Raw genomic sequence first — 22,792 nt, 5'->3', positions numbered from 1 at the left:
GGCATCACTCGATCTCCCGATTCGATGAAGCCCTTAAGCCTAAATGCGTTACCTATGTCTCCCGACACCCGTTACCTATGTCCCCCGGCTGAACACTGTGCGCACCATGGGTTATTCAGCCCTGCTCACTCTCATGCCAATGGCCCAGGCTATACCGGGCGAGCGCCGCCATCAGGCTGAACAGCAGCACACCGGTCAGGGCAATCAGCACCAGGGCGGCAAACAAGCGCGGGATGTTCAGCTGAAAGCCGGCCTGCAAAATCTGGTACGCCAGCCCCGCGCCGGTGCCGCCGGTGCCAGCGACAAACTCCGCCACCACCGCGCCAATCAAGGCCAGCCCACTGGCAATGCGCAGCCCGCCAAAAAAGTACGGCAAGGCGCTGGGAATCCGCAGCCGCACCAGCGTTTGCCAGCGGCTTGCGCGGTTCAGGCGAAACAGATTGAGCAACCCCGGATTTACGCTGCGCAGGCCCAGCACGGTGTTGGAAATCACCGGAAAGATCGCCACCAGCGTCGCGCAAATAACCAGCGCCAACGTCGCGTTGCTGCACCAGATAATGATCAGCGGCGCGATGGCGACCACCGGGGTTACCTGCAACAAAATGGCGTAGGGAAACAGGCTGGCTTCGATGATGCGGCTTTGCACAAACAGGAAAGCAGCCAGCACCCCAAGCACCACGGCCAGGGCGAAGGACAGGAAGGTGATTTTCAGCGTGACCCACAGGGCGCCGAGCAGCAGGGGGCCGTCGGTTATCAGGGTACGGCCGATGTCGGCCGGGCTGGGCACCAGGTAGACCGGCACCTTGAGTGCGACGCAGAGCAGTTGCCATAGGCCGAGCAATACAGCGCCGACCAGCACAGGGGCGACAATGTTTTGCACACTGGGGTTGGAGAGCCAGGGTTGTTGGGTCATAGGGTTTCTCCTGTGGTTGCGAGTGGGGCGAGCAAGAGCACCCTCACCCCCGGCCCCTCTCCCGCAAGCGGGCGAGGGGAGACAAGCGGGATCGCGGTTAGATTCCCCTCTCCCGCGCGCGGGAGAGGGGCTAGGGGTGAGGGCCGGGGCGCACGCAGATTCAATGCCTACCCTCCCCATTCGCTTCCACCAACAACGCCGACAACCGCGCGCACTGCTCGATAAACCCGGACGACATCCGAAACGCCTCATCGCGCTCAGCCGGCCCCTCGATCTTCACATCGGCAATCACCCGCCCCGGCCGCGCGCCCATTACCACCACGCGCGAGGATAAAAACACCGCCTCGTAAATGCTGTGGGTGACGAACACCACGGTCAGATCACGTCGTGCCCACAGCTGGCGCAGGTCGCTGTCCAGGCGGTTGCGGGTGAATTCATCCAGCGCGCCAAAGGGTTCATCCATCAGCAACAGATTGGGCTCGGTGGCCAAGGCGCGGGCAATCGAGGCGCGCATCTGCATGCCGCCGGAAAGCTCGCGCGGGTACACACCGCCAAACTTGCCCAGGCCTACCAACTCCAAGGCGGCCTGCACCCTAGGTGCACTTTCGCCGCGGTCGAGGCGCATCAGGTCCAGCGGCAAACGCACGTTGTCGGCCACCTTGGCCCAGGGCATCAAGGTGGCTTCCTGAAACACCATCGCCAGTTTCTGTTGCGCGCTATCGCTGGCGATTTCGCCCTTGCCCCACCACCGCACATGGCCAGCGGAAGGCTGTTCCAGACCGGCGAACATTTTCAGCAGCGTGCTCTTGCCGCAGCCGGACGGGCCGAGCAAGGACACGAACTCACCACGGCCGATTTCCAGTTTCATTTTCTGCAGCGCATGGGTGCCGTTGCCGTAGGTTTTCTCCACCTGGTTGGCCAACAGCACCGGCGGTTCTTCGCTCACCGGCAGGTTGAAGGCGGCGTTCATAGCGGCATGCCCGCAGGCCGGAATTGCTCTTGCTCACCGTGTTTTTGCAGCAGCTCGAAAAGCATCTTGCGCATGATCAAACCAGGCTTGTCCGACTCCATATGAAACTCCACGCGCCGCCGGGTATCGACGCAGGCGTCGTAGTCGGTGGCTTCCAGAATTTCTTTGTCTTCCAGGGTGATCGGCGCATCCCAGGCGATCAGCTCTTCGGTGCTGCACGCTTCTTCGCTGTCGTTGCGGTACAGCCACTGCACCAGCTGAATGCGCTTGTCATCAATCGGCGTGGCGCAGTTGTAGATGATGTGGTGCAGGCCGCTGTCGGGGTAGGTGCAGCCAAAGCGCCGCACAAATGGCAGGTGCCAGCGGTTGAACAGGTGGCGCGTGGTGGTCGGCGCGTCGGTGCCGGTCACGCGGTGGCCGGCTGGCGGGTTGTTGATGGGCACGATGGTTTCGGCCTCGAAACCCCACTCGTTCTGCTCCAGCAAATACTTGGACGGCTTGGGCTGGCTGAGCATGCCGAAGTTGGCCTTGTGCACAAAGCTGAAGTGCGAGTTATCGAAGGAGTTCTCCATAAACCGCAGCGGGCTGGTTTGCCATTCTTCGTAGAACTGGAAGATGCGCCGGTACTTCGGCTGACCCTCTTCGTCGAAGTGCGGAATGGGTTGCAGCGGGTCGCCCAGGCACACCCACACGTAGCCGTATTTTTCCTCGCAGTGGTAGGCGTCGGTGCGCGCCCCGGCGGGGATCGGCGCGTTGTCGGCTTGCTGCGGAATGCACACGCAGGCACCACTCTGGTCATAGCGCCAGCCGTGGTAGCCGCAGACGATCACGCCGTCATCGACCCAGCCTTTGGACAGCTGGGCGGTGCGGTGGCAGCAGCGGTCCGCGAGGGCGACCGGGCCTTCCTTGCCCATGAACAGCACGAGGCGTTCGCTTAGCAGGGTGAAGGGTTTGGGGCCGTCGGCCAGCATGCTCACGGGCATCAGGGCATACCAGAAGCGGCGCAGCACGGGTTGTTGGGTTACAAGCATGGCGGGTTCCTCATCGGATCTTTTAACGCCCTCGCTCTGTGGCGGGGCTAGCAATTCTGTTTACTGGGCAGCGACGTCAGCGGCGGCCGGCAGCACTTTCAGCTCGCGCACAAAGCGGGTGTCGTAAGCCTTTTTCCAGTCGGTGTCGGCGCTCAGCAAATTGGCCTGAACCATAAAGTCGCGGGTGGCCTGCCAGCGTGCGTCGGTCATGGTGCCGATGCCCTGGGTTTGCGCATCGCCGCCTTCAACCAGGCGGTATTCCTTGAGCTTGGCCACGCCCCAGCTGAGCAGTTCGTCGTTCATGCTCGGGTTGTCTTGCTTGATCAATTGGTTCGCGGCACCGGGTTCGGCCAGGTAGCTTTTCCAGCCTTCCATGCTGGCTTTGACAAAGCGCTGCAGCACTTCGGGGCGCTGGGCGATCACGTCCTGGCGGGTAACCAGGGTGGAGCCATAGGGTGGGTAACCGGCATCGGCGAACAGGAAGAAGTTGGCTTTCTCGCCGGCCTTCTGCGCTTGGAACAGCTCCGAAGTCGGGTAGCCCTGCTGCGCGGTATTGGCGTCGGCAAAGAATGGCTGCAGGTTGAAGGTGTATGGACGGGCCTGGGCATCGGTAAAACCGTATTTGCCTTTCAGCCACGGCCACCAGGTGGTTTGCCCGGAGGTGGAGACGAGGATTTTCTTGTCTTTGAGGCCCTCCAGCGCCGTAACATCGGCGTGGGTCAGCATGCCCTGCGGGTCACCCTGAAACGGCGCGCCGATGGCCACCACCGGCAAGCCTTGCTGCACGCTGGCGAGCACTTGCAGGTCGTAGTTGATGATGACGTCGGCCTGCTTGTTCAGCAGCAATTGCATACCGTTGACCTGCGGGCCGCCCATGCGGATTTCCACATCCAGGCCGTTGGCCGCGTAAATGCCCTTGGCTTTGGCCTGGTAGAAACCGCCCTGCTCGGCCTGGGCATACCAGGAGGTGAGCAGCACGATCTTGTCGTTGGCCTGCACCGAAAAGCTCAGCAGGATAGAAGCGATGGAACCCAGAGCAAGGCGTGCTTTCATGATGCATTTCTCTCTTGAGGAGGACACATAGAAGTCCGCGCCCAACGCAAAGCGCGCCGGGCTGCGAGGGAAACCGGACGGGGTGCTGAACAGGAAAAATGCGCGGCAACGAGAAACCGACAGAACGATGCCTGTGGGTTGAAGCGTCATGATGAAAGCTGAAAAACGGTTCATGGCTGACCTCTCTCTCGTCCAGGCTTTTGCCAGGATCAAGCACCCAATACCGGGTGTGCGACCGGGTGGCCGCAAGAGCAATGTCCTACGTCGAATGAACTGCCTCGACGCTAACCGCTTCTACTCGGATGAGGTCTTTGCAGAGGCTGTGCCAACCTGAGCAAAAGGCCGATTCCAGCGGCCTTTGTTGACCGATGGGACAGTTGTGCCGCCCGCACGGCGGCCTCAAAACCGCGCACGCGCCCTGCAAATACGCACAACGACGGTGCACCACCGGCACTGAAGGCGACATCGGCGGGTTTTTCTGCGTCGTGCGCTTGTAAGGGGGCAGCCGCCTGGGTTATCAGTGCACAGGCTCCCCACACTCAACGGTTCGGTTGTAGTTATGAACTTCGAAGTCCCCGCGCACACCGCCAAAAACACCGGCAAACCAGCCGGTCGTATTCGCCAGAAAAACGAAGAAGCGATTCTGGCTGCCGCCGAAGAAGAGTTCGCTCGTCACGGGTTCAAAGGCACCAGCATGAACACCATTGCGCAGACCGTCGGCCTGCCCAAGGCCAACCTGCACTACTATTTCAACAACAAACTGGGGCTGTACCTGGCGGTGCTGAGCAATATCCTCGAGCTGTGGGACAGCACATTCAACGCCCTGACCGCCGAGGACGATCCAGCGGTAGCGATGGCGGCGTATATCCGCGCGAAGATGGAGTTTTCCCGGCGCCAGCCGCTGGCCTCGAAGATTTTCGCCATGGAAGTGATTGGGGGCGGCGAGTGCCTGACCGAGTACTTCAACCAGGACTACCTCACCTGGTTCCGCGGCCGCGCCGCCGTGTTCGAAGCCTGGATAGCGGCCGGCAAGATCGACCCGGTAGACCCGGTGCACCTGATTATTCTGCTGTGGAGCAGCACCCAGCATTACGCCGACTTCAACCAGCAGGTATGCCGCCTCACCGGGCGTAAAAAGCTGGCCAAAGAAGACTTCGCCGTGGCCACCGACACGCTTATCCATATCATCCTCAAAGGCTGCGGGCTCACGCCGCCAAGCGCCTGATGCCGTTCAGCCTGGCCCAGCCTTGCGAGTACCGCGAGGAAATCAAGAAAAGCCGCTTTGTTACCTTGGCCGCGCCCATTACCAGCGCCGCCGAGGCGCAGGCGTTTATCGACGCCAACAGTGACCTGGCGGCCACCCACAATTGCTGGGCGTGGAAGGTTGGCCAGCACTACCGTTTCAACGACGACGGCGAACCCGGCGGCACAGCCGGGCGACCGATTCTGGCCGCCATCGAAGGCCAGGACTGCGACCAGGTGGTGGTGCTGGTGATTCGCTGGTACGGCGGTATTCAGCTGGGCACCGGCGGCCTGGCTCGCGCCTATGGCGGCGGGGCAAGCAAGTGTTTGCAAGCCGGCGAGCGGGTGGAACTGGTGAGCCGGGTGAGCTGCACGTGCCACTGCCAGTTTGCCGAGCTGCCGCTGCTCAAATCACGGTTGGGCGAGTTGGAGGCCTTGCTGCAAAGCGAGCAGTACGACGGTGAAGGCGCCCAGATGCAGATCGCGATTCCCGAGGCGCGGTTTGCCGAGTTGCAGAAGTTGTTGGCGGATATCAGCCGTGGGCGCATCGTTGTGCAGCGAGCGTAGATCGCTGAACCGCGTTCGGGTGCGCACCGTGGCGATACCGGGGAAATCGCTTGGTGCGCGGAGCACACCCTACAAGAGCAGCTGCGCACCAGCGTGGTGCCGATGTTCGCCCGATAAAAAACTTTAGCCGCTCTATTGCTCGTTTCTGACCCACTGGCCAAGTTTTTGCTTATAGCTGACTCAGTTGTCTTTTTCGAGTCAGTGACCATGTCCAGTTCCCCTCCTGTTCCGCGCTTGCAGTTGCAAGGCATCACCAAGCGCTACCCCGGCTGCCTGGCCAACGACCGTATCGACCTCAGTATCGAGCCTGGGGAAATCCATGCGTTGCTGGGCGAAAACGGTGCGGGCAAAAGCACGCTGATGAAGATCATCTACGGCGTCACCCAGCCCGACAGCGGCAGTATTGTCTGGCACGGCGAGCCGCTGAAAATGCGTGACCCTGCAATGGCCCGTCAGTTGGGCATCGGCATGGTGTTCCAGCATTTTTCGTTGTTCGAAACCCTCACCGTGGCCGAAAACATTGCCCTGGCCATGGGCAGCGAGGCCGGTACGCCCAAGCAGTTGGAGCCGCGCATCCGCGAGGTGTCGCAACGCTACGGCATGCCCCTGGAGCCACAGCGCCTGGTACACAGCCTGTCGATTGGCGAGCGCCAGCGGGTGGAGATCGTTCGCTGCCTGATGCAGGACATCAAGCTGCTGATTCTCGACGAGCCCACCTCGGTGCTCACTCCCCAGGAGGCCGATGAACTCTTCGCCACCCTGCGCCGCCTGGCCGCCGAGGGCTGCAGCATTCTGTTTATCAGCCACAAGCTCGGCGAAGTGCGCGCGCTGTGCCAGAGCGCCACGGTGCTGCGCGGTGGCCGGGTATCGGGCCATTGCGTACCGGCCGACTGCTCGGACCTGGAGCTGGCCAAGCTGATGGTCGGCGATGCCGAAGGGCTGGAAAGCAGCTACCCGAAAGTCAGCGGCGGCCGGGTGCGCCTGCGTGTGGACGACCTCAACTGGCACAACATCGACCCGTTCGGCACCTCGCTCACCAGCCTGCGGCTGGAAGTGCGCAGCGGTGAAATCGTCGGTATTGCAGGCGTTGCCGGCAATGGCCAGGACGAATTGCTGGCCCTGCTCAGCGGCGAAGTACGGTTGCCCCGTGGCGAGCGCGAACGCATCAGCCTGGACGACCACCCCATCGCCAACCTCTACCCCGATGCCCGTCGCTCACGCGGCCTGGCCTTTGTGCCGGCCGAGCGTCTGGGCCACGGAGCGGTGCCGGACATGTCGCTCTCGGACAACGCTCTGCTCACAGCCTTTCAACAAGGCTTGCTGAGTAAAGGCCTGATCAAGCGCGCCAAGGTGCTGGCCTTTGCCGAAGAAATCATTCAGCGCTTCGCGGTGAAAACCCCGAACGCGCAAGCGCCGGCGCGCAGCCTGTCCGGCGGCAATTTGCAGAAATTTATCCTCGGCCGGGAAATCATGCAGCAGCCCAAACTGCTGGTGGCCGCGCACCCGACCTGGGGCGTGGACGTGGGCGCCGCGGCCGCCATTCACCGCGCGTTGATTGCCCTGCGCGATGCCGGCGCGGCGATTCTGGTAATCAGCGAAGACCTCGACGAACTGTTCCAGATCAGCGACCGCATCGGCGCCTTGTCCGGCGGCACCTTGTCGCCCCTGGCCGCCACCGCCAGCACCACGCCGGCGGATGTCGGACGCTGGATGGCTGGCCAATTTGCGCCCCAGGCGCCCCACCTTTGCACCGGTTCCAGCGCCAGCAGCGCTGCCACCCTGAGCTGACGGAGCACCCGAATGTTGTTATCCCTGGAACCGCGCGGCCAGCAATCGCGCGCCATGCTGTGGCTGTCACCGTTGCTGGCCGCCGTGCTCACACTGCTCTGCGGCTCGTTGTTGTTTTTGCTGCTGGGCCTTTCGCCTGGGCTCACCCTGCATACCTTGCTGATCGCGCCGATCAGCGATTGGTACGGGGTGTCGGAACTGCTGGTAAAAGCGCTGCCGATTCTGCTCTGTGCCCTGGGCCTGGCAGTGGCCTACCAGGCGCGTATCTGGAACATCGGGGCCGAGGGGCAGCTGCTGCTCGGTGCGTTGGCCGGCAGTGCGGTGGCGGTGAATGTCATTGACTGGGAAAGCCGCTGGGCGCTGGTCTGGGTGCTGGCTGCCGGCACCTTCGCCGGTGCCGCCTGGGGTGGGCTCACGGCCTGGCTGCGTACGCAGTTCAATGCCAACGAAATCCTCACCAGCATCATGCTCAATTACATCGCGCTGAACCTGTTGCTGTACTTCGTTCACGGCCCGCTTAAAGACCCCGAAGGCTACAACTTTCCGCAGTCGGCCATGTTCGGCGACATGGCGCGTTTGCCGTTGCTGAGTGACGACGGGCGCCTGCACAGCGGCATCTACTTTGCGCTGTTGGCGCTGGTGGTGATCTGGGTATTGCTGCAGAAAAGCTTTCTCGGGTTTCAAATCAAGGTGCTGGGGCTGGACCGCCGCGCTGCCGGCTTTGTCGGTTTTCGCGAGAAGAGCCTGGTGTGGTTTGCCCTGCTGGTGAGCGGTGCGTTGGCCGGGCTTGCCGGGGTGAGCGAAGTGGCCGGGCCGATTGGCCAGTTGGTGCCGCAAGTGTCGCCGGGCTACGGCTATGCCGCGATCACCGTGGCCTTTCTCGGCCGCCTGAACCCACTGGGTATCGTGTTCGCCAGTTTGCTCATGGCGCTGCTGTATATCGGCGGCGAGAGCGCGCAACTGAGCCTCAACCTGCCGCAGGCAATCACCCAGTTGTTCCAGGGGATGATGCTGTTTTTTCTGCTGGCGTGTGATGTGTTGATTTTGTATCGCCCGCGCATGAAGGCGGTTTGGAAGAAGCGCTTGGTGGGGAAAGCGGCGGTGGCCTGAAGGTCCCCCCTCACCCCAGCCCTCTCCCACGAGGGGAGAGGGAGCCTTGAGTTCCCCTCTCCCGCTTGCGGGAGAGGGGCTAGGGGTGAGGGCAAGCTTTTCGCTGGCAACAACAATTTTTGCGGAGCAACACCCGATGGATCTCGACCTGTTAAGCAACATCCTCTTTGCCATGGCCCGCACCGGCACGCCGTTGCTGTTGGTGGCCCTGGGCGAATTGATCTGTGAGAAAAGCGGCGTTCTGAACCTCGGCCAGGAAGGCATGATGCTGTTCGGCGCGGTGGTAGGTTTTATCGTGGCCTTCAGCACCGGCAGCCTGTGGCTGGGCGTGCTGCTGGCGATTGCGGCGGGCATGTTGCTGTCGCTGCTGTTCGCCGCTGTGGCCTTGGGCTTTAACGCCAATCAGGTGGCCACCGGCTTGGCCTTGACCATCTTTGGCGTCGGCCTTTCTTCTTTTATCGGCGCCGCCTGGGTGGGCAAACCGCTGGCCGGTTTCGAGCCGTTGGCCATTCCGCTGCTCAGTGAAATTCCGCTGATCGGGCGCATGCTGTTTGCCCAGGACGCATTGATCTATCTGTCCTTCGCCCTGTTCGTGCTGGTGGCCTGGGTGCTGCTGAAAAGCCGTATCGGCCTGATCATCCAGGCTGTCGGCGAAAACCCCGATGCCGCCAGCGCCATGGGTTTGCCGGTGCTGCGGGTACGCACGTTGGCGGTGATGTTCGGTGGTGCAATGGCTGGCCTGGCCGGCGGTTACCTGTCACTGGCGTACACGCCGATGTGGGCGGAAAACATGACCGCCGGCCGCGGCTGGATCGCCCTAGCCTTGGTGGTGTTCGCCAGCTGGCGGGTGTTTCGCGTGCTGCTGGGCGCCTACCTGTTTGGCCTGGCCAGCATCATTCACCTGGTAGCCCAGGGGGTCGGCCTTTCGGTGCCGTCCAACCTGCTGGCGATGCTGCCGTATGTGGCGACCATTGTGGTGTTAGTGCTGTTGTCGCGTGATGCAATCAAGACCCGCCTGTTTGCCCCCGTTTCGCTGGGTAAGCCTTGGCAGCCCGGGCATTGATCTTCGGTTAACGACCTCGTGGGGCGAACGTGACCGTATCGGCGGCTATCGCCAATGCGATATTCGCCCTACATCTCAGCCGAAAATAAGGCCGACCACCGCGCCACCTGCGAGCAACCACAGCGGGTGCCATTTGGTGAATACGTCCAACCCGGCCACCACCGCCACGACCACCGCCAGCAGCCAGGTGGTGGCGGTGGCTTGCACCAGCAGCAATGCGCTGGCCGCCACCAGGCCGATGGTCACGGGCAACAGACCCACTTGCACGTAGCCGCGCCAGGGGTGGTCTTTGAAGCGGGTCCACAGGTGCAGCACAAACATGGTAATCAGCGACGACGGCCCGAACTTGGCCACCGACGCCACCAGCATTCCGCTCCACCCGGCCACGTGCCAGCCAATCAGCGGCACCACCATCATGTTGGGCCCCGGCGCGGCGCGGGCCAGGGCGAACAGCGCGCCGAAATCGGCGGCGGTCATCCACTGATGCACATCCACCACCTGGCGCTGCATTTCCGGCAGCACCGTGTTGCCGCCACCAAAGGCCAGCAATGACAGTTGGGTAAAAATAACCGCCAGGGCGAACAGGGTTTCGGTCATCGCGCGGCCCTCGCGGCGAGCAGAATGCTCAGCGGGGTAATCAGCAACATGGCCCACAGCAACGGCATATGCAGCAGACCGAGGGCGGCAAACGCCAGCAGGGCAATGGCAATCGCCTGAGGTTTGCCGCGCAGCGGTTTGAGCATCTTGATTGCCATTGCCACCATCAGGCCCGCAGCAGCGGCGGCCAGGCCGGCGAACAGATGGCGCACATGGGCGTCATCGTGAAAACGCTCGTAGATCACCCCCAGGCCGATAACGATGGCTGTGGGCCCGGCGATCAGCCCGAGCATGGCCGCCATGGCGCCGCTAAACCCATGGAAACGCATACCCATGGCCACCGACAGGTTGATGATGTTGCCGCCGGGCAGAAACTGGCACAGGCCCAGCAGCTCGGTGAATTCTTCGTCGCTCAGCCAGTGCAGGCGCTCCACCAGCGCGCGGCGGGCCAGGGGCAAGGCGCCGCCGAAGGAGGTGAGGCCCAGGCTGAGAAAGCCGAAGAACAGATCGCGGCGGCGGGGGCGGTGGATAGAGACGTCTTCCACGGTGACGGTCCTTGGAATGCAGGAAGGCGGGATTATAAGCAGTAGATAGCGGCCTCTGCTTTTCTTGGGATTCGAGAGGGGGTTCGTCTTGCGATTCTGGATTCCTGCCTGCGCAGGAATGACGGTGGTAGTGGAGAGACTTCCGTCACCCCAGCGAAGGCTGGGGTTCAGCATTTTGAGTCAGGCCCCCATCCAGAACACGACGCTGCACCAGATCACAGCGCGCACTTTCCGCCGTGCACCAACAGCGCCCTCCCCCGTCCATTGGAGAACTACCCAAGCCCCGCTTTTAAGCATTTACACCGCTTAATTGTCCAGTTGGTCAATTTTTTGCAATCCAGAGGGCAGCACTTCAAAAGAACAACGACACACACCACTGGAGCTTCATTGGCTATGCAGAAAAAAATCAAAAAGCCCCTGCTGCGGACCCTGATCGCCGCACTCGGTTTCAGCGCCACCCTGGGCGCCTCGGCGGCTGATCCGCTGAAAGTCGGTTTCGTGTATATCGGCCCGGTGGGCGACCACGGCTGGACGTACCAGCACGAGCAAGGCCGCAAGGAAATGGCAGCCGCACTGGGCGACAAGGTCGACACCAGCTTTGTGGAAAACGTCCCCGAAGGCGCCGACGCCGAGCGCGTGATCCGCAACATGGCCAAGAGCGGCTACAAGCTGATCTACACCACCTCGTTCGGTTACATGAACCCAACCCTGAAAGTGGCCAAGCAATTCCCTGGTGTGATCTTCGAGCACGCCACCGGCTACAAGCAGGACAAGAACATGGGCACCTACCTGGCGCGTACCTATGAAGGTCGCTACGTCGGTGGTTACCTCGCGGCGAAAATGACCAAGACCAAAAAGGTCGGCTATGTCGCCTCGTTCCCGATTCCGGAAGTTATCCGCGATATCAACGCCATCCAGCTGGCCCTGGACAAGTACAACCCTGGCACCGAAATGAAAGTGGTGTGGGTCAACTCCTGGTTCGATCCGGGCAAAGAGTCTGACGCGGCCAATGCCCTGATCGACCAAGGCGTGGACGTGGTGTTCCAGCACACCGACAGCCCGGCACCGATTCAAACCGCAGAACGTCGCGGCGTGTACTCGGTGGGCTACGCCTCCGACATGGCCCACTTCGGCCCGAAAGCGGTGCTGACCTCCATCGTCAACGACTGGGGCCCGCACTACATCAAGTCGACCCAGGCCGTTATCGACGGCACCTGGAAACCCCAGGATTACTGGGGCGGCCTGGCTGACGGCACGGTTAAATTGCCGATCAGCGATATCGTGCCGGCCGATGTGAAAACCGAAGCCGAGAAGATCATTGCCGATATCAAGTCGGGCGCCTTCCACCCGTTCACCGGCCCGATCAAGGACCAGAGCGGCGCGGTTAAAATCCCGGCGGGCGTAGTCGCCACCGAAGCCGAACTGGCGTCGATGAACTACTACGTAGAAAACGTTAAGGCGGAACTGCCCAAGTAAGTATTATCGCAAGCCGGGGGCACCCAACGGTGCCCCTTTTTACATCTGCTATCTGTGCCGTCCCTGCTGCAACGTTCAGCAGAACCGCCTCTTCGCTATGGGTACGAGAAGACTCAAAGCAACACACTTCTTGGAGCCACCATGCCCAATTCATTGCCCCTTATCGATATTTCCCCCCTTTACCAGAACGACGACGCCGGCTGGCTGGCAGTTGCCCAGCAGATTGATGCCGCGTGCCGCGAGTGGGGGTTTTTCTATATCAAGGGTCACCCCATCAGCCCTGAGCGAATCGACGATTTACTGTCTGCTGCGAAAACCTTTTTCGCCAAAAGCGACGCGGAAAAACTGCGCATCGATATCACCCAGAGCGAACACCATCGCGGCTATGGCGGCATCGCCACCGAGCAGCTTGACCCAACCAAGCCCAGCGATCTGAAAGAAACCTTCGACATGGGCTTTCATATGCCCGCCGATCACCCCGAAGTGCTGGCCGGCAAACCGCTGCGCGGCCCCAACCGCCACCCCGACCAGTTGGGCTGGGCGGCGTTGATGGAGCAGCATTACACCGACATGCAAGAACTGGCCAAAACCCTGCTGCGGGCCATGACGATTGCGCTGGGCATCGAGCGCGACTTCTTCGACGTGCGCTTCAACGAGCCCATCAGCGTGCTGCGCATGATCCACTACCCACCCCGCCACACCGCCAGCAGCGCCGAGCAGCAAGGCGCCGGTGCGCACACCGACTACGGCTGCATCACCTTGCTGTACCAGGACGATGCGGGCGGTTTGCAGGTGCAGAACGTGCAGGGCGAATGGATCGACGCGCCACCGATTGCCGGCAGCTTTGTGGTCAACCTCGGCGACATGATGGCGCGCTGGAGCAACGACCGGTACAAGTCCACGCCGCACCGAGTGATCAGCCCGCTGGGCGTGGATCGCTACTCCATGCCGTTCTTCGCCGAGCCGCACCCGGATACGGAAATCAGCTGTTTGCCCGGTTGCTCGGACGCAAACAATCCGCCGAAGTACCCGGCCACCACCAGTGTTGATTATTTGCTGTCGCGGTTTGCTGATACTTACGCCTATTTCCGTGAGCAAGAGGCGGTTTAAAGGCAACAAGGTCGGGGGTGCGGTGCACGCCCGACATGATCAACCGCTATGCTGTGTCCCCTACCCTTTTCAAACAGGAGCCGGACATGGCACAGGCAAAATCCGCATTGATCATCGGCGCTTCGCGCGGCCTCGGGCTGGGCTTGGTGCAACAGCTGCACGCCGATGGCTGGCAGGTGACCGCCAGCGTTCGCAGCCAGGCCGGCGTGGACGCCTTGCAGGCGCTGCCAGGCGTGAAGATCGAGCAACTGGATATCAACGATGGCGCCCAGGTCAGCGCCTTGCAGCAGCGCCTGCAGGGGCAGACCTTCGACCTGCTGTTTATCAACGCAGGCGTGGCCGGTCCCTCCCATCAGTCGGTGGAAGAGGCGACGGTCGAAGAACTTGGCCAGCTCTTTATGACCAACGCCATCGCGCCGATTCGCCTGGCCCAGCGCTTGGTTGCGCAGGTGAAAAAACCCAACGGCGTGCTGGCGTTCATGAGCTCGGTTCTGGGCAGCGTGGCCATTGCCGAAGGCAACACCATGCCGCTGTACAAGGCCAGCAAGGCGGCGCTGAATTCGATGACCAACAGCTTTGTGTGCGAGTTGGAAGACAGCGGCCTGACCGTGTTGTCACTGCACCCGGGCTGGGTGAAAACCGATATGGGCGGCGAGGGTGCGCCGCTGGATATCCAGACCAGCTGCAAAGGGCTGGTGGCGCAGATCAATGCGCAGGCGGGCAAAGGTGGGCATCGGTTTATTGATTACCAAGGCCAAGGTATTCCTTGGTAGGGCGAATACCGTCCCAGGCGGTATCCGCCGTTACGGTTGCGCTGCGGCGGATATCCGCGACGCGGATATTCGCCCTACGCCACTCCGACGGGGCACTGGTGTTCTACAGGCCAATAAACGTCAGCATCAAAAACGTCGCAAACAACGCAAAGTGGGTCATGCCTTCAATGGCATTGGTCTCACCGTCATTCAGGTTGATGGCCGCCACAATCAAGGTGATGAAGATCATCACCGACTGAATCGGCGTCATGGCCATGATGAACGGCTGGCCGGTGTACAGGGCGATGCCTTCCATCACCGGCACGGTAAGAATCACCGTCGACAGCGACGCGCCAAGGGCGATGTTGACCACCGATTGCATTCGGTTGGCCATGGCCGCGCGCAGGGCGGTGAGAATTTCCGGTGCGGCAGAAATCGCTGCCACCAGCAACGCCGCCAACACCGGCGGAGCACCGGTGCCTTCAAGACCGAGGTCGAGGGTTTTCGACATCACCTCGGCCAGCGCGCCGATCACGACCACGCCCACCACCAGCAAGGCGATGGACAGGGTCTTGCTGTCGGGCTCGACTTCCTGCGGCTTGCCGCGGCGCTTTTCCGGGTAGCTGTAGCTGAAGAAGTAACTGTGAGTGCCCACCTGCATACGCAGAAACAACGCATACAGCATCACCATCATGACGATGGTGAACGCCGAGTAAGCCTTCCACGAGCCTTCGGGCACAAACTCCGGCACCACCATGGAAATGCCCATGGCGGTGAGGATCATCACGCTGTAGCTCTTGGCCGAGTCATCGTTGTAGGCCTGTTCGCCATGCTTGATGCCGCCCAGCAGCGCCGCCAGACCGAGGATGCCGTTGATATCGAGCATCACCGCCGAATAAATGGTGTCGCGCACCAGCGTCGGCGAGGCTTCGTTGCTCATCATGATGCCCAGCACCACCACTTCCACCAGCACGGCGGCCGAGGTAAGGATCATGGTGCCATAGGGGTCGCCCACGCGGTGCGCCAGCAGTTCGGCATGGTGCGCCACACGCATCGAGGCGCAGATGATCGCGCCCACCAGCACCAGCGCGCCGACCAGCGCCACCATCTGGCCGGAGTGCAGCAGCACATGTTCAAGCGGGTAGGCGATGGCCACCGCCACGACGGCGATCAGCAGCAGTTTTTCGTCTTTGAGGTGGGCAAGCATCGGGGGTGGCAGTCCATGGCAACAAAATGTTGCAGCAGCTTAAGCGGCTCGGCTGCCACTGCCAACCGTAAGCGGCAAGAGGATTGCAGGGGATTCTGTCTCCCTGGTCAGCTAAACTAGCCGGCAGTTTTCTCTATCAAGCCTAATTCTTTAACAGGTAGCCCCATGTACGACTGGCTCAATGCCTTGCCCAAGGCCGAACTGCACTTGCACCTGGAAGGCTCGCTGGAGCCCGAGTTGCTGTTCGCCCTGGCCGAACGCAACAAGATCGCCCTGCCGTGGAACGATGTGGAAGCGCTGCGCAGTGCTTATGCGTTCAACAACCTGCAGGAGTTTCTCGACCTCTATTACCAGGGCGCCGACGTGTTGCGCACCGAGCAGGATTTTTACGACCTGACATGGGCCTACCTGCAACGCTGCAAAGCGCAGAACGTGATTCACACCGAACCGTTCTACGACCCACAGACCCACACCGACCGTGGTATTCCCTTTGAAGTGGCGCTCAACGGCATTGCCACTGCGCTTAAAGACGGCCGCGAGCAACTGGGTGTGGAAAGCGGGTTGATCCTGAGCTTTCTGCGCCACCTCTCCGAAGACGAGGCACAGAAAACCCTCGACCAAGCCCTGCCGTACCGCGATGCGTTTTTTGCCGTGGGCCTGGACAGCTCGGAGATGGGCCATCCGCCGAGCAAGTTCCAGCGCGTGTTCGACCGCGCCCGTGGCGAAGGTTTTCTGACCGTAGCGCATGCCGGCGAAGAAGGGCCGCCCGAGTACATCTGGGAAGCGCTGGACCTGCTGAAGATCAGCCGTATCGACCACGGCGTACGTGCCAGCGAAGACCCACGCCTAATGCAGCGCATCATCGACGAGCAGATCCCGCTGACCGTCTGCCCGCTGTCCAACACCAAGCTGTGCGTGTTCGACCACATGGGCCAGCACAACATTCTGGACATGCTGGAACAGGGTGTGAAGGTGACGGTGAACTCGGACGACCCGGCCTACTTTGGCGGCTATGTCACCGAGAATTTTATGGCGCTGCACGAGCACTTGGGGATGACGCAGGAGCAGGCGCAGCGGTTGGCGCAGAACAGCCTGGATGCGCGGTTGTTCAAAGCCTGACCCTACAACGACGTTGAGGCTGCCCCCTCTCCCTCTCCCCGAGGGGCGCGGGGACTGAACCGAGCTGCGGCTTGGCGCCCCTCTCCCGCTTGCGGGAGAGGGGCTGGGGGTGAGGGCAAGCGGCTTACGCCATCTCCACTCGCCGAACCCGCGAAACCACCAGCCAATCCACCAACCCAATCACCACCAACGATATCCCCACCAGCGGAAAAGCGACGCCCAACGCCACCATGATCACCACCGCTGTTTTCCACAGCGGCAAATCATGGCGCAACGGCGGCACTCCAAGCTGGCCCTGAGGCCGCCGCTTCCACCAGATCACCAGCCCACTGACTGAGCTGAGCAAAATCAGCAAACACACCGCCAACATCAGCAACTGATTGGCCAGGCCGAACAACTTGCCTTCGTGCAGCATCACACCCGCTTCCACACTCTTGGCCACCAGGTTGTAGTGCTGCCAACGCACGTCGGCCAGCACCTCACCGCTGTATTGGTCGATATGCAGGGTGGCGTCGTTGCGCGGGTCGTCGGCGGAGATCGCGATGGTGTACACGCCCTCTTTGCCTTGCGGCAGGGTGATGCTGTAGCCCGGCGTTACGCCGCGTGCCTGGGCGATATCCACCACCTGTTGCAGGGCAATCTGGCCACTGGCGACCGGCGCCATGTCGGCCATGTTGTGGCCGTTGTGCGCGGCGTGCGGGTCGACGGCGGGCGGCGTGGATGCCGGCAGCGGGGTGTTTTCCATGGCCCAGGCGACGGTCTGCGATTCCGGCTTATTCAGGCTGCGCGCCTCAACGCCGGACTTCGGCAAGTCGTTCCACATCACCGCCGGAAACTGGTTCCACACATCGGCAAATTTCTGCCCCCAGAAACCGGTCCAGGTCATGCCGGTGAGCAGCATGAAGAGCAACAACAGCGAGCCCCAGAAACCGGTCACCGCGTGCACGTCGCGCCAGAACAAGCGCCCGCGTGCGGCCATGCGCGGCCATAGCACGCCGGCACCCCAGCGGCCGCGCGGCCACCACAGGTACAGGCCCGACACCACCAGCACCACGCCCCAACCGGCGGCCAGCTCCACCAGACGATCACCCACGGTGCCGATCAACAACTCACCGTGAATGGCTCGCGCCAGGGCTTGCAGATTGTTCTGCGCGTCCTGGCTGCCCAGCACGATGCCACTGTAGGGGTCGATAAACAGATTGAGCTTTCGCCCGGCTTCGCTGACCACGAATTGCGCGCTGTGGTGGGCATCCACCGGCGGCAGGTATTGGCTCACCGCCGCCTGTGGATAAGCCGCCTGCACCCGCGCCAGTTGCTGCTCGGCGCTCAGGCTCTGGCCAATCGGGTTGGCCTTGAGCAGGTCTGCGTACATCAGGTTATCGAGCTGCGGTTTGAACAGGTAAATGATGCCGGTCAGCGACAGGACGATCATGAACGGAATAACAAACAGACCGGCGTAGAAGTGCCAGCGCCAGGCCTGGTTGTAGAACGACACAGGAGCCTTGCTCATAGGTGCGCCCCCGGCGTTTTAGTTTTTATGCTGGGACATATCGTGCGCGGCAGCCGGTGCGTCTTTTTGCACGGCCACTTGCACGGTCACCTCACCGGCTTTCTCGAAATGCAGGGTCAGGGGGAAGCGCTCGCCGTCCTTGCCCTGCTGTTTCAGGTTGAACAGCATCACGTGGTAGGCCATGGGCGCGAACGTGGCTTCGCCGCCGGCAGGCACGGTGACGAACTGCACTTGCTGCATTTTCATCAGGCCGTTCTGGTCGATGTGCTCGTGCATCTCGGCCTTGCCAGCCACCGGCGTCTCCACCGAGACCAGACGGTCGGCGCTGGCGCCTTTGTTGTGGATAACGAAATACACCGCCGCAGTGGGCGCGGTCGGCGGCATTTCACGCGACCACGGGTGGTCGATATGCAACTGGCCCACTTCGTATTCATGGGCCGTGGCGGCAAAGGAAGTGCACAGCAGGGCGCTGAGGAACAGGGATTTGAACAAAGTCATCAGTATTCTCCGGATATGAAAAAACGCAGGTGCAGCAGTGCGAGCCTGGGTTTAAACCGGAGAAGCGCGGGGGTTGGCCGAAGGCCAGGAGTAACGCGGCGGGGCCTTGCTGCGCGGCTCCCGGGCGGGCAACCGGTCGCGGCGGGGCGGCAGCAGCCAGCTCAGGCAGAACAGCAGCGCCAGGCCAAGGCCGACGGCGCCGCACAGGGGGCAGTTGAAGGGTGTAGTGGCACTGTCGTCGTTGATCGAGCCAGTGCCTGAATCAAGAGTGGGGCCGGCGCTGTTGTCGGCCGAGCAGAAAGCGCCGCCAAAACCGTTCAGGCTCAAGCCGAGCATCTGGCCATGGCCAATGCCACAGGCGAGCACGTTGAACAGCACGCTGAAGTACAACAGCCAGGCCATCAGCGAGCGATTGGTGAAGGACGGTTTCATGGCCGCGACTCTACCACCGCCCAATGCGATGGCAAGTTCCGGTTTGCCGCAGGTGTTAGTTGCCCCTGGGTCTGGCGTCGATAAGCTGGCTACAGCGCTGTTGGATAAATTCACGCAGCAGGTACACCGTTTTGCTCAGTTGGGCGCGATGGGTGCAGATTAGGTTAAGTGCCGCCGGCTCGCCACGTAGCTCGGGCAATAACACCTTGAGGCGCCCGGCCTGCACATCGCTGGCTACGTCAAGCCAGGATTTGTACAGCACTCCGCGCCCGGCCACGCCCCAACGGCGCACCACATCGGCATCATCACTCACCTGGTTGCCGCCCACCGTCACGCTCAACTCGCGCTTGCCGTCGATAAAGCGCCAGCGTTCGTGCAAACGCCCGCCGAGCATATAGAGCAGGCAATTGTGCTGAGCCAGCTGGTCGATGCGCACTGGCTCACCATGCTTTTTCAAATACGCCGGCGATGCGCAGAGCACCCGGCGGTTGTCGGGCGCCAGCGGTAAGGCCACCAGGCTGGAGTCTTCCGGGGCGCCGTAGCGGATAGCGATGTCCACCGGCTGGCGAAACAGGTCAGCATTGCGGTCGCCCAGCAGCAGGCGCACGTGCAGCAAGGGGTGCTCTTCCTGGAACTGGTCAAGCCAGGGCAGCAGTACATTGCGGCCGAAATCCGAGGGCGCGGATATCTGCAATACCCCACTAATGTCTACCTTTCTGCCTGCCAATTGCTGCTGGGCTTCGTCTAGGCTTTGCAACGCTGCGCGGGCATAACCCAAAAACTGCTCGCCCTCGGGGGTCAGCCGCAGGCTGCGGGTGGAACGGGCGAACAGCCGCACTTCCAACTGCTGCTCCAGGCGTTTGAGTGCCGCGCTGGCCACCGCGGGCGACACATCCAGATCGCGGGCCGCCGCCGACAGGCTGCCCAGGTCAGCGGTACGTACCACGATTTGCAGGTCATCCAGGCGCAGCACGGTCAGCTCCTCGGCAGGCGATTATCAACAAGGCGTTGAAAGAGCCTCAGTTTTTACGCTGTTTTTCCCACCAGCGAAATAGCCGACCATGCAGGCCAGCCGTTGCCTCTCTTTATTTCGGAATTTTGGAGCCCATACCATGAAAGCCATTGCCTACTACCAACCCCTCGCTATCGATGACGAGGCGTCTCTGCAAGATATCGAACTACCCGCCCCTACCCCGCTGGCCCGCGACCTGCTGGTGGAAGTGCGGGCCATTTCGGTAAACCCGGTGGACACTAAAATCCGCAGGAACGTGGCGCCGGAAAACGGCGAAGCCAAGGTGCTGGGCTGGGATGTGGCCGGTGTGGTCAAGGCCGTCGGCAGCGAAGTGAGCCTGTTCAAGGTCGGTGACAAAGTGTTCTACGCCGGTGCCCTGAACCGCGCCGGGGCCAATAGCGAGCTGCACGTGGTGGACGAACGCATCGTTGGCCATATGCCGAAAAACCTCAGCTTCACCCAGAGCGCCGCCCTGCCGTTGACCGCCATTACCGCCTGGGAATTGCTGTTCGAGCGCTTGCAGGTGCCACAAGGCACAAGTGGTAAGAAGGACAGCCTGCTGATTGTTGGCGCGGCCGGTGGCGTGGGCTCGATCCTGGTGCAGCTTGCGCGCCAGTTGACTGACCTGACGGTGATCGGCACAGCGTCGCGCGCCGAAACCCAGGACTGGGTACGCCAGTTGGGTGCTCACCATGTGATCGACCACAGCAAGCCGCTGGCCGAAGAGCTCAAGCGCATTGGCGTCGGCCAGGTCACCCACGTCGCCAGCCTGACCAATACCGAACAGCACCTCGACCAACTGGTTGAAGCCTTGCAGCCACAGGGCAAGCTGGCCCTGATCGACGACCCGAAAAGCCTCGACGTGACCAAGCTCAAGCGCAAGAGTCTGTCGCTGCATTGGGAGTTTATGTACACCCGTTCGCTGTTCGAAACGGCCGACATGATCGAGCAGCATCGTCTGCTCAACCAGGTGGCCGAGCTGATTGATGCCGGCACCTTGCACACCACGGTGGGCGAGCACTTTGGCAGTATCAATGCCGCCAACTTGCGCCGCGCCCATGCGCTGCTGGAGAGCGGCAAGGCCAAGGGCAAGATTGTTCTGGAAAGCTTCTGACCCGTAGGGCGAATGTCGCCACAGGCGACATCCGCCGGTACACAAATCGAGAATTGGCGGATATCCGCGAGGCGGATATTCGCCCTACATTCGGCTAGTGACCGTGTGTCGCGTGAAGAAAATGGGACAGAGAAATTTCACCAGCGGCGGCTAGACTGCAACTTCCTCGACTTTTCCCACCAGCAGGAGGCAGGCATGAAAATTCTCGTTCGTACGCTTTCCACGCCGCAAGGCCCGCTTTGGCAAGTTCGCCTGGACCAACATGCCGTGAGTTTTCGCACTGAAGCGCAAGCCCGCGAATTCGTGAGTACGCTGCAAGCCCGCTTGAACGCCCCGCACCACCTCCCGCATACCCAACAACGCGCCGCCGGCTGATACCGGCAGTAAAGGTTAGAGCACGCCGAAAGGCACGCTCTTGGCGCTGCGCGACGTCAGTTGCGCCAGGACCACCGCAATCACACCGCAGCCACTGATCACCAGCGCCATGGGCATGGCCGTGCCGTCGTGCAGGATACCCACCAGGCTGGCCGCGCCGGCGGCGACCGAAAATTGCAGGCAACCGAGCAACGCCGACGCACTGCCGGCATGGCTGCCCTGCCCGGCCATGGCGCAGGCCGACGCGTTGGGAATGATGCAACCCAGAGTCGCAATAAAGCAGAACAGCGGCAGCATCAAGAACAGCAGCTGTGCCGGCTTGAACGCAGTGACCGCCAGCAGAATCAGGCCGAATAACAAATACAGCCAGATGATCCGCACCAGCCAGTAACCCGGCCCGTGGTGGCGCAGCAGCCGGGCGTTGACCTGAGCGGTCAGGATAAAGCCCGCCGCATTACCGCCAAACAGCCAGCCGTAGTGCTCGGGCGGTACGCCGTACAGTTCGATAAATACAAACGGCGAGCCGGCGATATAGGCAAACATGCCGGCCATGGCCACGCCACCGGTCAGGGCATGGCCCATGAACTGGCCGTCACCGAGCAAGCGCCAGTACTGAGCAAACGCGCCGCGCAGCGGCGGCCTTGGGCCGGCGGGAATGGTTTCCGGCAACCACAGCGCCACACCTAACAGGCACAGCACGCTAAAACCGGTGAGGCAGTAGAAGATCGATTGCCAGCCAAACACATTGAGCAGCACGCCGCCGCCAAACGGCGCGAGGATCGGCGCCACGCCCATCACCAGCATCAGTTGCGAGAAGGCCTTGGCCGAGGCCAGGGGGTCGCAGAGATCGCGAATCACCGCGCGGGAGATCACCATGCCGGCGCAGCCGCCCAAGGCCTGCACAAAACGCGCGCCGATCAGCCATTCAAGGTTGGGTGCCATGGCGCAGGCAAATGAGGCCAGGGTAAACAGCACCACGCCCACCAGCAGCGGCTTGCGCCGGCCGAAGCGGTCGGTGAGCGGGCCGTACACCAGTTGGCCGATCGCCAGGCCACTGAAGTAGGCAGCCAGGGTGAGCTGGATATGTTCGACGTCCGTGCCGAAGGCATGGGCCAGGGTCGGAAAGCTGGGCAGGTAGAAGTCGATGGCCAGCGGGCCGAAGGCGCTCAGGGCACCGAGAATCAGCAAAATACGTAAATTCATGAACAATCCGACAACGGCAGAAAACGCGGCCGATGATGGTACACCAATAGCAGGCTAACGATCTTCGCCCATCGATCAATCACATCCTGTAGGGCGAATATCGTC

General features: G+C 61.8%; 23 protein-coding genes. 11 read left to right on the top strand and 12 right to left on the bottom strand.

Features of this window, described 5'->3' with window-relative positions:
- Window positions 1-115: 115 nt before the first annotated feature.
- The 4 genes from PKE98_RS25740 to PKE98_RS25725 all read right to left on the bottom strand — a co-directional run bounded on the left by PKE98_RS25740 (window position 116) and on the right by PKE98_RS25725 (window position 3,967).
- On the bottom strand, window positions 116-913 hold the full coding sequence (locus tag PKE98_RS25740) for an ABC transporter permease (RefSeq protein WP_271198323.1): 798 nt from the start codon (window positions 911-913) through the stop codon (window positions 116-118).
- A gap of 160 nt (window positions 914-1,073) precedes the next feature.
- A complete protein-coding gene (locus PKE98_RS25735) occupies window positions 1,074-1,883 on the bottom strand; it encodes an ABC transporter ATP-binding protein (RefSeq protein ID WP_271198322.1) in 810 nt (269 codons plus the stop codon).
- Entirely contained in the window at window positions 1,880-2,914 is a 1,035-nt protein-coding gene (locus tag PKE98_RS25730; RefSeq protein ID WP_271198321.1) for an aromatic ring-hydroxylating dioxygenase subunit alpha, read from the bottom strand. The genes PKE98_RS25735 and PKE98_RS25730 overlap by 4 nt, the downstream gene beginning before the upstream one ends.
- Before the next feature lie 60 nt (window positions 2,915-2,974).
- Entirely contained in the window at window positions 2,975-3,967 is a 993-nt protein-coding gene (locus PKE98_RS25725) for an ABC transporter substrate-binding protein (RefSeq protein ID WP_271198320.1), read from the bottom strand.
- Window positions 3,968-4,526: 559 nt separating this feature from the next.
- Here PKE98_RS25725 and PKE98_RS25720 point away from each other — a divergent pair.
- The 5 genes from PKE98_RS25720 (at window position 4,527) to PKE98_RS25700 (ending at window position 9,737) form a co-directional block, all read left to right on the top strand.
- Window positions 4,527-5,192: a TetR/AcrR family transcriptional regulator gene (locus PKE98_RS25720; RefSeq protein WP_271198319.1), complete on the top strand. Its 666-nt coding sequence runs from the start codon at window positions 4,527-4,529 to the stop codon at window positions 5,190-5,192.
- Complete coding sequence (locus tag PKE98_RS25715) at window positions 5,192-5,776, top strand: IMPACT family protein (protein WP_271198318.1); 585 nt, start codon at window positions 5,192-5,194, stop codon at window positions 5,774-5,776. Before PKE98_RS25720 ends, PKE98_RS25715 begins: the two co-directional genes overlap by 1 nt.
- A gap of 207 nt (window positions 5,777-5,983) precedes the next feature.
- Window positions 5,984-7,564, top strand: coding sequence for an ABC transporter ATP-binding protein (locus PKE98_RS25710; protein WP_271198317.1), 1,581 nt, complete (start codon window positions 5,984-5,986; stop codon window positions 7,562-7,564).
- 12 nt (window positions 7,565-7,576) lie between these two features.
- The gene (locus PKE98_RS25705) at window positions 7,577-8,674 is read left to right on the top strand and encodes an ABC transporter permease (RefSeq protein WP_271198316.1); all 1,098 of its coding nucleotides are present in this window, start codon (window positions 7,577-7,579) and stop codon (window positions 8,672-8,674) included.
- 136 nt (window positions 8,675-8,810) lie between these two features.
- Entirely contained in the window at window positions 8,811-9,737 is a 927-nt protein-coding gene (locus tag PKE98_RS25700) for an ABC transporter permease (RefSeq protein WP_271198315.1), read from the top strand.
- Between the two features lie 75 nt (window positions 9,738-9,812).
- Here the strand turns inward: PKE98_RS25700 and PKE98_RS25695 are convergent, their stop codons facing one another.
- Together PKE98_RS25695 and PKE98_RS25690 are read right to left on the bottom strand one after the other, a co-directional pair.
- Window positions 9,813-10,334, bottom strand: a complete 522-nt coding sequence (locus PKE98_RS25695; RefSeq protein ID WP_271198314.1) for a chromate transporter — start codon at window positions 10,332-10,334, stop codon at window positions 9,813-9,815.
- Window positions 10,331-10,879 (bottom strand): chromate transporter, encoded by a 549-nt coding sequence (locus PKE98_RS25690; protein ID WP_271198313.1) that lies wholly within the window; start codon window positions 10,877-10,879, stop codon window positions 10,331-10,333. Before PKE98_RS25690 ends, PKE98_RS25695 begins: the two co-directional genes overlap by 4 nt.
- Window positions 10,880-11,272: 393 nt before the next feature.
- On the opposite strand from PKE98_RS25690, the gene PKE98_RS25685 reads away from it, so the two are divergent.
- From PKE98_RS25685 to PKE98_RS25675, 3 genes are all read left to right on the top strand, one after another.
- Window positions 11,273-12,355, top strand: coding sequence for a BMP family ABC transporter substrate-binding protein (locus PKE98_RS25685; RefSeq protein WP_271198312.1), 1,083 nt, complete (start codon window positions 11,273-11,275; stop codon window positions 12,353-12,355).
- Between the two features lie 141 nt (window positions 12,356-12,496).
- On the top strand, window positions 12,497-13,465 hold the full coding sequence (locus tag PKE98_RS25680; protein WP_271198311.1) for a 2-oxoglutarate and iron-dependent oxygenase domain-containing protein: 969 nt from the start codon (window positions 12,497-12,499) through the stop codon (window positions 13,463-13,465).
- 86 nt (window positions 13,466-13,551) lie between these two features.
- Entirely contained in the window at window positions 13,552-14,238 is a 687-nt protein-coding gene (locus tag PKE98_RS25675) for an SDR family oxidoreductase (RefSeq protein WP_271198310.1), read from the top strand.
- Window positions 14,239-14,341: 103 nt separating this feature from the next.
- Here PKE98_RS25675 and PKE98_RS25670 read toward each other — a convergent pair whose 3' ends face one another.
- Window positions 14,342-15,424, bottom strand: a complete 1,083-nt coding sequence (locus PKE98_RS25670; protein WP_271198309.1) for a calcium:cation antiporter — start codon at window positions 15,422-15,424, stop codon at window positions 14,342-14,344.
- Between the two features lie 165 nt (window positions 15,425-15,589).
- Here PKE98_RS25670 and PKE98_RS25665 point away from each other — a divergent pair, with 165 nt between their 5' ends.
- Window positions 15,590-16,543 carry an adenosine deaminase gene (locus PKE98_RS25665; RefSeq protein ID WP_271198308.1) on the top strand — a complete coding sequence of 318 codons (954 nt, stop codon included), beginning with the start codon at window positions 15,590-15,592 and terminating at the stop codon, window positions 16,541-16,543.
- A gap of 124 nt (window positions 16,544-16,667) precedes the next feature.
- Here PKE98_RS25665 and PKE98_RS25660 read toward each other — a convergent pair whose 3' ends face one another.
- The 4 genes from PKE98_RS25660 to vimR are packed head-to-tail and all read right to left on the bottom strand — an operon-like array spanning window position 16,668 to window position 19,956.
- Window positions 16,668-18,053 carry a PepSY-associated TM helix domain-containing protein gene (locus PKE98_RS25660; RefSeq protein ID WP_271198307.1) on the bottom strand — a complete coding sequence of 462 codons (1,386 nt, stop codon included), beginning with the start codon at window positions 18,051-18,053 and terminating at the stop codon, window positions 16,668-16,670.
- Between the two features lie 18 nt (window positions 18,054-18,071).
- A complete protein-coding gene (locus PKE98_RS25655; protein WP_271198306.1) occupies window positions 18,072-18,551 on the bottom strand; it encodes a copper chaperone PCu(A)C in 480 nt (159 codons plus the stop codon).
- 51 nt (window positions 18,552-18,602) lie between these two features.
- Window positions 18,603-18,983 carry a DUF2946 domain-containing protein gene (locus PKE98_RS25650; RefSeq protein WP_271198305.1) on the bottom strand — a complete coding sequence of 127 codons (381 nt, stop codon included), beginning with the start codon at window positions 18,981-18,983 and terminating at the stop codon, window positions 18,603-18,605.
- Window positions 18,984-19,038: 55 nt separating this feature from the next.
- Window positions 19,039-19,956, bottom strand: a complete 918-nt coding sequence (vimR, locus tag PKE98_RS25645) for a transcription regulator VimR (RefSeq protein WP_271198304.1) — start codon at window positions 19,954-19,956, stop codon at window positions 19,039-19,041.
- A gap of 139 nt (window positions 19,957-20,095) precedes the next feature.
- On the opposite strand from vimR, the gene PKE98_RS25640 reads away from it, so the two are divergent.
- Together PKE98_RS25640 and PKE98_RS25635 are read left to right on the top strand one after the other, a co-directional pair.
- Window positions 20,096-21,109: a zinc-binding alcohol dehydrogenase family protein gene (locus PKE98_RS25640; protein WP_271198303.1), complete on the top strand. Its 1,014-nt coding sequence runs from the start codon at window positions 20,096-20,098 to the stop codon at window positions 21,107-21,109.
- Between the two features lie 195 nt (window positions 21,110-21,304).
- Complete coding sequence (locus PKE98_RS25635; protein ID WP_271198302.1) at window positions 21,305-21,484, top strand: hypothetical protein; 180 nt, start codon at window positions 21,305-21,307, stop codon at window positions 21,482-21,484.
- Window positions 21,485-21,499: 15 nt separating this feature from the next.
- On the opposite strand, the gene PKE98_RS25630 is transcribed toward PKE98_RS25635, so the two are convergent.
- Window positions 21,500-22,687, bottom strand: coding sequence for a multidrug effflux MFS transporter (locus PKE98_RS25630; protein ID WP_271198301.1), 1,188 nt, complete (start codon window positions 22,685-22,687; stop codon window positions 21,500-21,502).
- Window positions 22,688-22,792 lie beyond the last annotated feature (105 nt).

This window comes from Pseudomonas turukhanskensis (genome assembly GCF_027922365.1).
Classification (GTDB): Bacteria; Pseudomonadota; Gammaproteobacteria; order Pseudomonadales; family Pseudomonadaceae; genus Aquipseudomonas; species Aquipseudomonas turukhanskensis.
Note: the sequence above shows the minus strand (reverse complement) of the source record. Positions and strands in the feature narration are given on the sequence as shown.